General features: G+C 74.3%; 13 protein-coding genes. 7 read left to right on the top strand and 6 right to left on the bottom strand.

Going from position 1 to position 12,433, the window contains the following annotated elements; genetic code table 11:
- Nucleotides 1-70: 70 nt before the first annotated feature.
- Entirely contained in the window at nt 71-538 is a 468-nt protein-coding gene (locus tag QSK45_RS21250) for a GNAT family N-acetyltransferase (protein ID WP_285559431.1), read from the bottom strand.
- Nucleotides 535-1,461 (bottom strand): DUF3027 domain-containing protein, encoded by a 927-nt coding sequence (locus tag QSK45_RS21245; RefSeq protein WP_285559197.1) that lies wholly within the window; start codon nt 1,459-1,461, stop codon nt 535-537. Before QSK45_RS21245 ends, QSK45_RS21250 begins: the two co-directional genes overlap by 4 nt.
- A 300-nt stretch (nt 1,462-1,761) precedes the next feature.
- Here QSK45_RS21245 and QSK45_RS21240 point away from each other — a divergent pair, with 300 nt between their 5' ends.
- The 4 genes from QSK45_RS21240 to QSK45_RS21225 all read left to right on the top strand — a co-directional run bounded on the left by QSK45_RS21240 (nt 1,762) and on the right by QSK45_RS21225 (nt 5,530).
- Nucleotides 1,762-3,153 (top strand): MFS transporter, encoded by a 1,392-nt coding sequence (locus tag QSK45_RS21240; protein ID WP_285559195.1) that lies wholly within the window; start codon nt 1,762-1,764, stop codon nt 3,151-3,153.
- A 157-nt stretch (nt 3,154-3,310) separates the two neighbouring features.
- Nucleotides 3,311-3,784 (top strand): DUF2771 domain-containing protein, encoded by a 474-nt coding sequence (locus tag QSK45_RS21235; RefSeq protein WP_285559193.1) that lies wholly within the window; start codon nt 3,311-3,313, stop codon nt 3,782-3,784.
- Complete coding sequence (locus tag QSK45_RS21230; RefSeq protein WP_285559191.1) at nt 3,757-4,632, top strand: futalosine hydrolase; 876 nt, start codon at nt 3,757-3,759, stop codon at nt 4,630-4,632. The genes QSK45_RS21235 and QSK45_RS21230 overlap by 28 nt, the downstream gene beginning before the upstream one ends.
- Complete coding sequence (locus QSK45_RS21225; protein WP_285559189.1) at nt 4,622-5,530, top strand: 1,4-dihydroxy-6-naphtoate synthase; 909 nt, start codon at nt 4,622-4,624, stop codon at nt 5,528-5,530. The genes QSK45_RS21230 and QSK45_RS21225 overlap by 11 nt, the downstream gene beginning before the upstream one ends.
- Before the next feature lie 25 nt (nt 5,531-5,555).
- On the opposite strand, the gene QSK45_RS21220 is transcribed toward QSK45_RS21225, so the two are convergent.
- Nucleotides 5,556-5,939 carry a cold-shock protein gene (locus QSK45_RS21220; protein WP_285559186.1) on the bottom strand — a complete coding sequence of 128 codons (384 nt, stop codon included), beginning with the start codon at nt 5,937-5,939 and terminating at the stop codon, nt 5,556-5,558.
- Between the two features lie 163 nt (nt 5,940-6,102).
- Here QSK45_RS21220 and QSK45_RS21215 point away from each other — a divergent pair, with 163 nt between their 5' ends.
- A complete protein-coding gene (locus QSK45_RS21215; protein ID WP_285559184.1) occupies nt 6,103-6,360 on the top strand; it encodes a hypothetical protein in 258 nt (85 codons plus the stop codon).
- A 24-nt stretch (nt 6,361-6,384) separates the two neighbouring features.
- Here the strand turns inward: QSK45_RS21215 and QSK45_RS21210 are convergent, their stop codons facing one another.
- The gene (locus QSK45_RS21210) at nt 6,385-7,002 is read right to left on the bottom strand and encodes an HAD family hydrolase (RefSeq protein WP_285559182.1); all 618 of its coding nucleotides are present in this window, start codon (nt 7,000-7,002) and stop codon (nt 6,385-6,387) included.
- 113 nt (nt 7,003-7,115) lie between these two features.
- A complete protein-coding gene (locus tag QSK45_RS21205; protein ID WP_285559181.1) occupies nt 7,116-8,198 on the bottom strand; it encodes a hypothetical protein in 1,083 nt (360 codons plus the stop codon).
- A gap of 110 nt (nt 8,199-8,308) precedes the next feature.
- Between QSK45_RS21205 and QSK45_RS21200 the strand changes: the two genes are divergently transcribed.
- Nucleotides 8,309-10,984, top strand: a complete 2,676-nt coding sequence (locus tag QSK45_RS21200; RefSeq protein WP_285559180.1) for a helicase C-terminal domain-containing protein — start codon at nt 8,309-8,311, stop codon at nt 10,982-10,984.
- Nucleotides 10,985-11,450: 466 nt separating this feature from the next.
- A complete protein-coding gene (locus QSK45_RS21195) occupies nt 11,451-11,960 on the top strand; it encodes a hypothetical protein (protein WP_285559178.1) in 510 nt (169 codons plus the stop codon).
- Nucleotides 11,961-12,192: 232 nt separating this feature from the next.
- Here the strand turns inward: QSK45_RS21195 and QSK45_RS21190 are convergent, their stop codons facing one another.
- Complete coding sequence (locus QSK45_RS21190; protein ID WP_285559176.1) at nt 12,193-12,366, bottom strand: hypothetical protein; 174 nt, start codon at nt 12,364-12,366, stop codon at nt 12,193-12,195.
- Nucleotides 12,367-12,433 lie beyond the last annotated feature (67 nt).

Raw genomic sequence — 12,433 nt, 5'->3', positions numbered from 1 at the left:
TGGCTGTTCCCCGGGCCGAGGCCGGCCGGCGGCAGGTGCGGGGCCCCGCTGGGTGGCCCGGTGGCACCCCTCAGGTCAGGACGCGGCGGTAGACCTGCCGGGAGCCGCCCTCCGGGCCGGGAGCCGTGGGTTCGGCGGGGGTGAAGTCCAGGCGCTCGTAGAAGACGCGGGCGCCGCTCGTCAGCGCGCCGGGGTGGTCGGGGCCGAAGGTGACGACCTCGACGGTGGCGGGGGGCCGTACGAAGCGGTGCAGGGCCTCGGTCAGCAGGGCACGGCCCACGCCCCGGCCGCGGGAGCGTTCCGTGACGACCAGCCAGTGCACCTTGTGGAGCGGGGCGTTGCCGCCGAAGAGGAGGGCGCCCAGGAGGTTCCCGGACGCGGCCTGCGCCACCAGTGCCGTGGAGCGGGCGATGCCCCGTTCCACGGCGGCGGCGAAGCCGGGGTCGGCCACCATCGGACCGAACCAGTGCTCCACCTCGGCCGCGAGGGAGAGGAAGCCGACGAGATCCGGCTTCCTCGCGGGGCGGATCACGGTCAGGAGTGGCCCAGTTCCGCCGTCGCCTCGTCCGTCGTCTCCGGGACCGAGCCGGAGTCGCGGGCCGGGTGCAGCGGGAAGGGCTCGACACGGGTCTCGTCGACGACCGGCGGCGCCGGCTGCGGGGGCTTGGGCATGACCGCCGCCTCCGAGTGGCCGCCGCAGCCGTAGGCGAGCGAGACCACCCGGCCGTCCGCCGGGGCGAACTCGTTGGCGCACACGCCGAACGCCTGGCCCAGCGAGCCGCCGATGGGCGTCAGGAAGCCGCAGGTCAGACACGTGGCCGGGGCCGCCTGGGCCATCGGCGTCTTCGCACCGAACGCCTCCTCCCAGCGGTCGGCCGCGCGGTGCAGGCCGTAGCGGGACAGAACCCGCGCCCTGCGCATGCCCAGTTCCTCGGCCACCGCGGCGATCGAACCGCGCAAGGGCACCGTCGGCTGCGCGGCCGGCGCGCCCGGACTCACGTCCGCGTCCTCGGCCTCCGCCAGCTCCGCCATCTCCTCGGACACCGCCGAGTCGGCCGGCGGCTGGTCCTCGCCGGTGTAGCCGGGCTCCAGGCGCAGGTCGTCCTGGTCGGTGGGGAGCAGATCTCCGGGGCCGAGGTCACCGGGGCGCAGCCGCTCGCTCCACGGCACCCACTCGGGGGCGAGGAGGGCGTCGGGACCGGGGAGCAGGACCACCTCGTCCAGCGTGACGAACTTGGCGCGGGAGGCGCGGGCCACGGTGACGGCCCAGCGCCAGCCCCGGTAGCCCAGTTCCTTGCACTCGAAGAAGTGCGTGACAACACGGTCGCCCTCGGAGACGAGGCCGGAGTGCTCGCCGACCACACCGGGCGCGGCCGCCTCCTCCGCGGCGGCACGGGCGAGGTCGACGGCCTCGGCGCACAGGCGGTCGGGGGTGCGGCTTCGCGTTGTCGCTGCGCTCACAGGTATCGCTTCTCTCCTACGCCGTCTCGTCAAGGCGGCTGCCTTAGGCGGGTTGGCCGACGGAGCGGACCTCAGGACCGCATCGACGTCTGCATCATCCGCGCGCTCGGGCGCACCTCTGCCATCCATTCTGCGTTATGGCTGAGATACGCACGCTACACCGAACAGGATTCATTGCCGCTCGGCGGCATTCTCCCCCACTCCCACCCCCGTTCCCACCCCCGCTCCCACCCCGGTCGCGGGCACGGTTCGCCGCCATACGTGCCGTATCCGCACTATCCGGCGGCGTCTCGGGGCACTATGAACCTCGTGGCAACCGCGGACAGGCGTGGGGTTCGGGGTGGCGGTGCGCGCCGGGTCGGCGGTGCCGCCCGGTCCGTCGGGCGTGCCCTGCACCGCCCCGTGACCGGCGCCGCGCGCGGCATCCGCCGGGCGACACACGCGCACGGGGCGGGCGAGTCGGGCCTCGGCAAGCTGATCGAGCTGCACGCGGTGAACGGCGCCGGGGACGTCATGATCACCGTGGCGCTGGCGTCCACCGTCTTCTTCTCCGTGCCGACCGACGAGGCGCGCGGGCGGGTCGCGCTGTACCTGGCGATCACCATGGCGCCGTTCACCGTCCTCGCCCCGGTCATCGGCCCCCTGCTCGACCGGCTCCCGCACGGCCGCCGGGCCGCGATGGCGGCGGCCATGCTGGCGCGGGCGCTGCTCGCCCTGCTGATCTCGGGCGCGGTGGCCACCGGGAGCCTGGAGCTGTATCCCGCCGCGCTCGGCGTGCTGGTGGCGTCCAAGGCGTACGGCGTGGTGCGCAGCGCCGTCGTACCGCGGCTGCTGCCGCCGCTGTTCTCCCTGGTGAAGGCGAACTCCCGGGTCACCCTCGCCGGGCTGCTCGCCACCGGGCTCGCCGCGCCGATCGCGGCGGGGCTGCACCGGATCGGAGATCCCTGGCCGCTCTACGGGGCCTTCGTGATCTTCGTGGCGGGCACGGCGCTGTCCTTCTCGCTGCCACCCAAGGTGGACTCGGCCCGCGGCGAGGCGGTGGCGCTGCTCGCGGCCGAGGAGACGCGGCTGCCCAGGACGAAGGTGAAGCGGCCCGGTCTGCGCACGGTCGGGCCCGCCGTGACCCACGCCCTCGGCGCCAACGCCGCCCTGCGCTGCCTCTCCGGCTTCCTGATCTTCTTCCTCGCCTTCCTGCTGCGCGAGCACCCGCTGACCGGCCAGGGCGCGGCGGTCTCCCTGGGGCTGGTGGGCGTCGCGGCCGGCCTGGGCAACGCGCTGGGTACGGCGGTGGGGGCGTGGCTGAGGTCGCGGGCTCCGGAGATCATCATCGTGACGGTCGTCGCGGTGGCGCTCGGCACGGCGATCGTGGCCGCGGTGTTCTTCGGGACCTTCCTGGTGGCCGCTCTCGCGGCGGTCGCCGGGTTCGCGCAGGCGCTGGCCAAGCTGGCGCTGGACGCGCTGATCCAGCGGGACGTGCCGGAACTGGTGCGCAGCTCGGCCTTCGCCCGCTCCGAGACCCTGCTCCAGATGGCGTGGGTGTTCGGCGGCGCGGTCGGCATCGTGATGCCGCTCGACGGCACCGTCGGACTGCTCGCCGGCGCCGCGTTCGTGGCCGTCGGCTGGCTGAGCACCCTGCGCGGTCTGGTCAGCTCCGCGCGGTACGGCGGCCGGCCCCGCACCCGGGTGGCGTAACGGGACCCGGTCGACCTGACGGGGCGGTGTCGTAAAGGGGCAGGTCGCGTGACGAACCGGACACGGCCGGGTTGTCGCGGACACGACTGGCGTAACGAACCGGGCACGCCGCACCCCGCGTGGGCGGACGACTCCGGGCGACCGATAGCCTTCGGCCATGACCACGCTGCAATCCGTTGTGCGACGCCGCCGCGCCGTCGCCGCCGCCGGCGCCGTTACCGCCGGACTGCTCGTCCTGTCGGCCTGCGACAAGCCGACGCCCACCGCGACGATCACCGTCGGCCGGGACTCGGTCCACTCCGAGGCGGTCTGCTACAACGACGGCAAGGCGCTCGACGCCAAGGCGCTGACCGCCTGCGCCAAGAAGACCGGCGCCGCGAAGTCGATCTCGGTCGGCGAGGACTCGACCATCCGCATCGGCGTCGACCCGAAGATCGCGGACGCCGGCTGGGCGGTGCTGGTCAACGGCCGCCCGTTCACCAGCCTCAGCAAGGAGACGTACCGCACGCTGCCGGGCAACGCGTTCTTCAACGCGCAGTACGGCACCGGCGGCGACACCAACACCCTGGTGATCCAGATGGGCTCCAACCCGACCAAGGGCGTGTGGTCCTTCAAGCTGAAGAAGGCCTGATCACGACGTCCGCGCGGATCCTCGTGGCCACCGCCGTCCCGGCCGAACGGGACGCGGTGGCCAGGGCGTTCCCCGACCAGGGGGAAGAGGTGCGACTGCCGGGCGCGGTGCTGTGCCGTACGGCCCCCGGCACCGGTCCGGGCCGCACGACCGCCGAGGACGATCCGGGGCGTACGACCGCCGGTGCCGGTGCGAGCCGTGCCGCCGCCGGTGCCGGTGCGAGCCGTGCCGCCGCCGGTGCGGCCCGTGCCGCCGTCGTGATCGATCTGCTCGCCGCCGGGGTCGGGCCCGCGCGGGCCGCCGCCTCCACCGCCGCCGCGCTCACCGCGGCCGCCCTCGCCGGGGCCCCCTACGACCTGATCGTCTCGGCCGGGATCGGCGGCGGGTTCACGCCCGGGGCGCCGCTCGGCTCGCTCGTCGTCGCCGACGCGATCACCGCGGCCGATCTGGGCGCGGAGACCGCCGACGGCTTCCTCCCGGTCACCGACCTGGGGTTCGGGACCGTCACCCATCGCCCGCCGGAATCACTCGTACGAGGCGTGGCCGAGGCCACCGGCGCCCGTACGGGCACGGTGCTCACCGTGTCCACCGTGACCGGCACCGCCGCCCGCGCCGCCGCGCTGCGCGCCCGGCACCCCCGCGCGCTCGCCGAGGGCATGGAGGGCTTCGGGGTCGCCGAGGCCGCCGACGCGCAGGGCGTCCCGGTGCTGGAGATCCGCGCGATCTCCAACCCGGTCGGCCCGCGCGACCGCGCCGCCTGGCGCATCGGCGACGCGCTCGCCGCCCTCACCGCGGCCTTCGGGAAGCTCGCGCCCGCATTGGAGAGTTGGGAACCGTATGACCAGTGAGCAGCCGTTGCAGATCGCGTACTCGCCCTGCCCCAACGACACCTTCGTCTTCGACGCCCTCGCGCACGGCCGCGTCCCCGGCGCCCCCGCGCTGGACGTGACCTTCGCCGACATCGACATCACCAACGGCATGGCCGAGCGCGGCGAGTTCGACGTGCTGAAGGTGTCGTACGCCGTCCTGCCCTATGTGCTCGGCGAGTACGCGCTGCTGCCGTGCGGCGGCGCGCTCGGCCGGGGCTGCGGCCCGCTGGTGCTGACGCGGGAGGACGGTGTCGACCTGACGGGTCGTACGGTCGCGGTGCCCAGCGAGAGGTCGACCGCCTACCTGCTGTTCCGGCTGTGGGCCGCGGACGTGCTCGGCAACGGAGGGGGCGGACCCGAAGGACCCTCGGTCGGGGGTGGTGACGGGCGACGGGCGGGCGGCGTCGGCGAGATCGTGGTCATGCCGTTCCACGAGATCATGCCGGCGGTGCGGGACGGCAGGGTGGACGCGGGGCTCGTGATCCACGAGGCCCGCTTCACCTACCAGAACTACGGGCTGCACAAGCTCGCCGACATGGGCGAGCACTGGGAGCGGACGACCGGGCTGCCGATCCCGCTGGGCGCGATCGTGGCCAAGCGGTCGCTGGGCGCCGAGACGCTGAAGGGGCTCGCCGAGTCCGTGCGCGCATCGGTGCGGGCCGCGTGGGACGACCCCGAGGTCTCCCGGCCCTATGTCCTGGCGCACGCCCAGGAGATGGACCCCGCCGTGGCCGACCAGCACATCGGTCTGTACGTCAACGAGTTCACGGCCGACCTCGGCGAGGACGGGTACGCGGCGATCCGCGGGCTGCTCACCCGCGCGGCGGCCGAGGGACTGGTACCGCCCCTCGGCCCGGACGCGCTCGCGTTTCCCTGACGGGAGCCCGGACGCGAGGGCGGGGTCAGACGTCCAGCTGGTCGGCGACCGCGCGGAGCAGGCCGGCGATCTTCTTGCCGGAGGCCTTCTCGGGGTAGCGGCCCTTCTCCAGCATCGGGGTGATGTTCTCGAGGAGGGTCGTCAGGTCCTGCACGATCGAGGCCAGCTCGTCGGGCTTCTTGCGCTGGGCGGCGGCCACGGAGGGCGTCGGGTCGAGCACGATCACCGACAGCGCCTGATCGCCGCGCTGACCGGCGACCACGCCGAACTCCACTCGCTGTCCCGGCTTGAGCGCTTCGACTCCGGCGGGGAGGACCGAGGAATGGACGAAGACGTCACCGCCGTCGTCGCGGGAGAGAAAGCCGAAGCCCTTCTCACTGTTGAACCACTTGACCTTGCCGGTAGGCACGTCTGTCCTCGTCCTCGTACTCGTCGGGAAAATGCTTCGGAAACGGCTCTTGACAGCACTAGAGCGGGTCGACCGTGACCCGCCGCCATCAAGGCTAATGGTCTTGGACCCGGTGACAAGACGTCCCCCGGTCGTTCTCTCGCGCAGGAACTACCCTGGTCCGGTGCGTGACAAAACCCAAGCGAATTCCGCCGGGCCCGGCGACGGACTGATCCGCGCCGGTGCCATCGTGTTCTTCGTCGGGGCCCTGGCCACCCTGGTCACCATGGTCCCCTTGTTCCTCGGAACCAAGCCGTTTCCCACCTACATGTACGGACTGTGCATGCTGATGGGCGTCGGCTTCCTCGTGGCCGGCGCGGGAGTGCTGCGGTCGATCGCGGCGGCCCGGCGGCAGGCACGCGCCGCCTCCGCGTCCCGGTAGCCACCCGCCCCCGGCGGCCTTCGGTCAGGGGCGGTAATCGGCCAGCCACGACGGGAAGGCGGACAGGTCGTCCAGGACGACGTCCGCCCCGGCCGCGCGCAGTTCGTCCGCCGGGCAGGGCCCGGTCGCCACGGCGACCGACAGCGCGCCCGCCGTACGCGCACCGCGCACGTCCCCGGTGTGGTCGCCGACGTACACCCCCGCGCCGTATTCGCGCAGCGCCTGCGCCTTCTGCTCGGCCCACAGGTCGCCCACGACCACGTCGGGCTCGATGCCCAGGTGGGCCAGGTGCAGCTTCGCGTTGGGCTCGTACTTCGCGGTGACCACCATGGTCCGCCCGCCGGCCGCGCGCACCGCCGCCATGGCCTCGCGGGCGCCTTCCATGGCCGGGGTCGCGGCGATGGCTATGGAGGGGTACATCTCCCGGTACAGGTCGGCCACCGCGGCCACCCGCTCCGCCGGGAACCAGTTCACCAGCTCCTCCGCCAGCGGCGGGCCGAGCCGGGTGATCGCCAGGTCGGCGTCGATGTACGTCCCCGTCCGCTCCGCCAGCGCCACGTAGCACGCGCGGATACCCGGCCGGGAGTCGATGAGGGTCATGTCGAGGTCGAAGCCGACGGTGAGGGAGGCCATGGGGGACATGGTGCCAGGCCGGTCCGACAGTCACCGTCCCCCGCGGCCGTGACCGGCCGGTCCTCCGTGCCGGGCCGCCTCGAACCGCCCTGGTGGCCGGCCTCCGCGCCCGGCGTCCCGGCTCAGCCCTTGCGCTGTGAGCGCCACACCAGGTAGAGCGCCGAGGCGACGGCCGCGCCCCGCACCACCCAGGGCCAGGTCTGGGAGAGGGCGTCGCCCATGTGCCCCTGGGTGATCGGGTCGCCCCAGCGCCCGCTCTGCCGTCCCCACAGCCACACCAGGCCCGCGGCGGCCGCGGTGCCGGGCAGCACCAGTACGGCCCACCTGCTCTCCGCCGGGGACAGGCGCCGGGAGGTGTAGGCGATCGCCCAGCCGGCGAGCAGCGCGAACCAGTTCCCGAGCACGGCCCCGGCCACCAGCGCGGCGGCGGCCAGCAGCAGGAACGGGTTGGACCAGCCGGCGGCGGGACCCGGCAGCAGGCGGCGGGTCGGGGCGTCGCCTTCCGCGGCCCCCGCGGCGGGGGCGGTCGCGGGGGCACGGCGCGGGAACAGGCCGAAGCGCCGGGCGGGCACGGGGGCGGCCTGCTCCGCCGCGGGCTCCTCGGCCGCCTCCTTCCGCGCCTTCTCCGTCTCGTGCGGCGGCCGTCGCAGCAGCTCGGGGATCTCCACACCGCCGGTGAAGCCCGGCACCGGGTCGGTGTCCGGGAAGGGGCCGTTCCGGGCCCCGCCGAAGGCACCGTCGGCCAGCCGCCACCAGTCGGGCGGCGCCTCCGGGTCGCCCAGCTCGTGCGCGGCGGCGGTGTGCGGCGGCGTCGGCACGTCACGCGGCGGCACGGACGGCTCCGACCGGGGCTCGGTGGGCCGCGGGCGGGGGACGACACGCCGCAGACCCCTCGGACGCTCCTCGGCCTCCCGCTCCCGGGGCGCGGGCTGCGCCGGTACGGCGGCGGACGGGCGGCCGGCGCCGTCCACGGGCCCGGTGCCGCCCGCGGCCTCGACCACCTCGTCCGGCGTACCGAGCCGCTCCAGGATGCGGCGGACCGCGGCGGGACTGTCCACCGTCGCCCTGGCCCGGTCGCGGTCGATCTCGTTGCGCAGCTCCGAGACCAGCCGCATGCGGGTGGACGACGGCAGCTGCCGTTGCGAAGCGATGTCCCCGACACGGCTCAGGTACTCGTAGACGACCTTGTCGCTTTCGATGCCCACGGAATCCCTCCGGGGTGACGCCGACTGAAACCCCGTGAGGACGGTAGCGCAGAGCGGGGCCGTGCCCGCGACGGCTGAACCACCGGAGGTAACCCGCTACCGTTGGCCGGATGAGCCAAGAGGCCAGCCCAGCCCCTCGGTCCCTCGCGGAGGCGCTCCGCTCAAGGGACGACGCCTCCCTGGCCGCGCTGCTGCGCAGCCGCCCGGACCTCGTCACGCCCGTCCCCACCGATCTGACCCAGCTGGCCACCCGGGCCGGCACCCGGGCCTCGGTGCTGCGGGCCCTGGAACGGCTGGACCGCTTCGCGCTGCAGACCGCCGAGGCCCTGGCCGTCGCCCCGGACCCGGCCTCGGCCGCCACCCTGCTCGGGCTGATGGCCGGGGACGCCGGGGACGAGACGGTGGCCGCCGCGCTCCCCCGCGCCCTCGGCACCCTGCGCGAACAGGCGCTGGTGTGGGGCGACGACGAACGGCTGCGCCTGGTGCGCACCGCCCGCGAGCTGCTCGCGCCGTCCCCTCAGCACCCCTCGCCGACCGGGCTCGGGCCGACCGTGCACGAGGCCACCTCGGGCATGTCGCCGGGGCGGATCCAGGAGATCGTGACCACGGCGGGGCTGGCCTCGACCCATGACTCGGTGTCGGCGGTGACCGCGCTGACCGCGCTGTTCACCGATCGCGCGAAGATGGCCGAGCTGCTCGCCGGGGCCCCGGAGGGCTCCCTGGAGGTGCTGTCCCGGCTGGTGTGGGGGCCGCCGTACGGGCAGGTCACCCCGGAACCGGCCGCCCATCTGCGCTGGCTCCTCGACCGGGGCCTGCTGCTGCCGACGGCTCCCGGCACCGTCGTACTGCCCCGCGAGGTGGCCCTGCACCTGCGCGCGGGCCGCGCCCACCGGCGGCCCGAGCCGCTGCCGCCCGCGGTGGAACCGGCCGCGCCCCACCGTCCACAGGGTGTGGACGCGGCGGCGGCCGGACAGGCGCACACCGCGCTCGCCACCGTCGAGGAGCTGCTGAAGGACTGGGACGAGGGCGGCCCCGCGGTGCTGCGGGCCGGGGGACTCAGCGTGCGCGATCTCAAGCGGACCGCCGTCGCCCTGGACGTGCCCGAACCGGTCGCCGCGTTCTGGATCGAACTGGCCTACGCGGCGGGTCTGCTGGCCTCCGACGGCGAGGCCGACGAGCGGTACGCCGCCACCCCCTTCTACGACGAGTGGCTGGAGCGGCCCCCGGCCGAACGCTGGGCGCTGCTCGCCCGTTCGTGGCTGACGGCCACCCGGACACCGGGCCTGGTCGGCGGCCGGGACGCGAAGGACCGCACCCTCTCCGCGCTCGGCCCCGGCCTCGACCGCTCGGCCGCGCCCGAGGTACGGCACCGGGTCCTGGCCCTGCTGGCCGGCCTTCCCGCGGGCACCGCCCCCGACCCCGAGTCCGTCCTGGCCCGCCTCCACTGGGAACGCCCCCTGCGGGGCGCCGCGAGCGCCCCCCGCCCCGGCAAGGACACCCCCGCCGAAGACCTCCGCACCCGCCTCGCCCGCTGGACCCTCACGGAGGCGGAACTGCTGGGCGTCACGGGCCGGGGCGCGCTGTCCGGCCACGGCAGGGCACTGCTGGGCGCCCCGGCGGCGGGCCCGGCCGGCGCGCCGGACACCGGCGGCACGGCAGCCCCGGCCGGCGGCCCCCACGGCTCGGGCGGCCCCGGCACGGCAGGCCCGGCCGGCGCCGCCGACACGGCCGAACCGCCCGGCCCCGGCGCCAAGCTCCCCGTCCACCACCGCGCGACCGCCCCCGCCACCCCCGCATACCCCGCCCCCGCTCCCGCCCCTGCCCCCCTCTCCTCCGCCGAACAGGCCGCCGCCACCGCCGCCGCGGCCCGTCTCCTCGCCCCGCTCCTCCCCGAGCCCCTCGACCACGTCCTCCTCCAGGCCGACCTGACGGCCGTCGCGCCGGGACCGCTGGAGCGGCCGCTCGCGGACATGCTGGGCGTGCTCGCGGACGTGGAGTCGAAGGGCGGCGCGACGGTGTACCGGTTCACGCCGGCGTCGGTGCGCCGGGCCCTGGACGCCGGGCGGGCCGCCGCCGATCTGCACGACTTCCTGGCCCGGCACTCGCGCACCCCGGTCCCGCAGCCGCTCGCCTACCTGATCGACGACGTGGCCCGCAGGCACGGCCATCTGCGGGTCGGCGCCGCCTCGGCCTACGTCCGCTGCGACGACGACGCCCTGCTGAACGAGATCCTCGCCGACAAGCGCGCCACCGCCCTGCGGCTGCGCCGCCTCGCCCCGACCGTGCTGGCCGCCCAGTCCGACCCGGCCGCCCTGCTGGAGGGCCTGCGCGCGATGGGCTTCGCGCCGGCCGCCGAGTCCGCCGAGGGCGATGTCCTGATCACCCGCGCCCACGCCCACCGCACCCCGCCCCGGACGGCGCCGGAACCGGTGCCCGACGGTCCGCCGCCGCCCGACCCCACGCTCCTCACGGCCGCGATCCGGGCGATCCGGGCCGGCGACCTGGCCGCCACGACCCCCCGCAAGCAGACCGGCGCGGACCCGGCCGTCGGTGAGCTGCCCCGCACCTCCTCCGCAGACACCCTGGCCACCGTGCAGGCCGCCGTGCTCACCGGAGACTCCCTGTGGATCGGCTACGTCAACGCCGAGGGTGCCGCCAGCCAGCGTGTCATCGCCCCGATCCGCGTGGAGGGCGGCTTCGTGACCGCCTACGACCACACGGCGGACGAGGTCCGCACCTACCCGCTGCACCGCATCACCGGGGTCGCGGAACTCGCCGAGGACTGACCGGGGCGGACCACCGCGGCCCGCGGCCCGCCGTGATCGCGGCCGGATGGGGCACCTGGTCAGTGTGTGCGCAGGCCCGCCGAGGAGAGCGTCGACGTCGTCACGGAGCGAACTCGGGTCAGCCTTGGGCGGGGAACGATGATCATCGAGGAGCCATTACCGCGCCTGGCCTGCCCGAGAGTCGCGAACCGACCATCGATGGTCAAGAAGGGCCGTTCGGTGGGCATGCTCGTCACACCAAGATCGACCCGGACGACGGTTCCACGCGCCGCGCCTGGCGTCTCGCCCAGGCCGACGCCGCCCGTGCCCGCGCTGGCCTCCCCGCCACCGACGAGACCACCCTCGTCACCGCCTCCTCCTGGACCTACCTCAGCAGCGGCTACCGCCCCGGTGAGGAGTTCCTCGCAGCCCAGGTCCGCCACGACATAGCCCATACGCAACGCCTCAAGCAGGAGGGGGATTTCTCATGATCAATCGCAAGACGACGTTCGTCGGCCGCTTCCACTGCGGCCAAGGCTCCTGGCGTGTCTCCACCGGGACTGCGGAAGTCGCCATGATCGTCGGGCAGCTCTTCGGCAGGCAATCGCCGTCCCACGACAGTCACGAAGCCAACCACTTCGAAGTGCTGCCCCGATCAACCTCCATGCGGGTCGTCATCTCCGGCCCCGAATCCATCAAGGCCGGCCTGCTGACAGCGGCACCCCGCTATGAACCCCAACCCAGCACTCGACTCTCGTTCCGCCTCGCCGAAGCACACGCCCTTGGCGGCTTCCGCCTCAGTTCCCCCTCATGGGACCTGGCAGAGTCCGTCCCCACGCTGAGGACGGCACTGTCCGAGACAGGCGGGGACGCACTCTGTGAACTCGTCGCAGAAACAGTCGAGTTCACAACCCGCAATGGTGTCGCGCTGTCGTATTGCCGCCCCTCCACCAAGGTCATCGGGCCCTGGCACAACCCCGACCAGCACGCCACCTGACCTGAACACAGAAGGGTGCAGCTCGTTTCGAGGGACGACGCTGATCAAGCCGTGAGGGCGAACTTCTGCGGGTCGGGGTAGGTGCTCGCGGGCGGCGTGGAAGCGCAAGTAGGGATCGAGGTCGCGGTGGGCGACCGGCGCACGGAGCCACAGGACGGCTTCTGCTCCGGGCAGGCCCCGGCGGGCGCCGATGGCGGAGGGCGTAGCCGAAGGCGGCATTCGACTGCCCCAATCAGCTGGGGCAGGGCTTGGTGTGCCAGAGCGTGTCCTGATACCAGTGGACGTCGTCGCCCACCTCAATTGGCTGCTTGCAGTGCGGGCACACGGGCGGCTCATCGTCCTCAGAACTGAAGAACGGCTTGCTGTAGTCGAAACTCTTCGGCACCTCGCGAGCGTACAGCTGCATGGCGTTCCTTGGGGGCGTCCATCTCGTTCTCCCTGCAAACGAGCTGCACCCAACACAGAAAGCGGCG

Source organism: Streptomyces hygroscopicus subsp. hygroscopicus (assembly GCF_030269125.1).
GTDB classification, from domain to species: Bacteria; Actinomycetota; Actinomycetes; order Streptomycetales; family Streptomycetaceae; genus Streptomyces; species Streptomyces hygroscopicus_C.
Note: the sequence above shows the minus strand (reverse complement) of the source record. Positions and strands in the feature narration are given on the sequence as shown.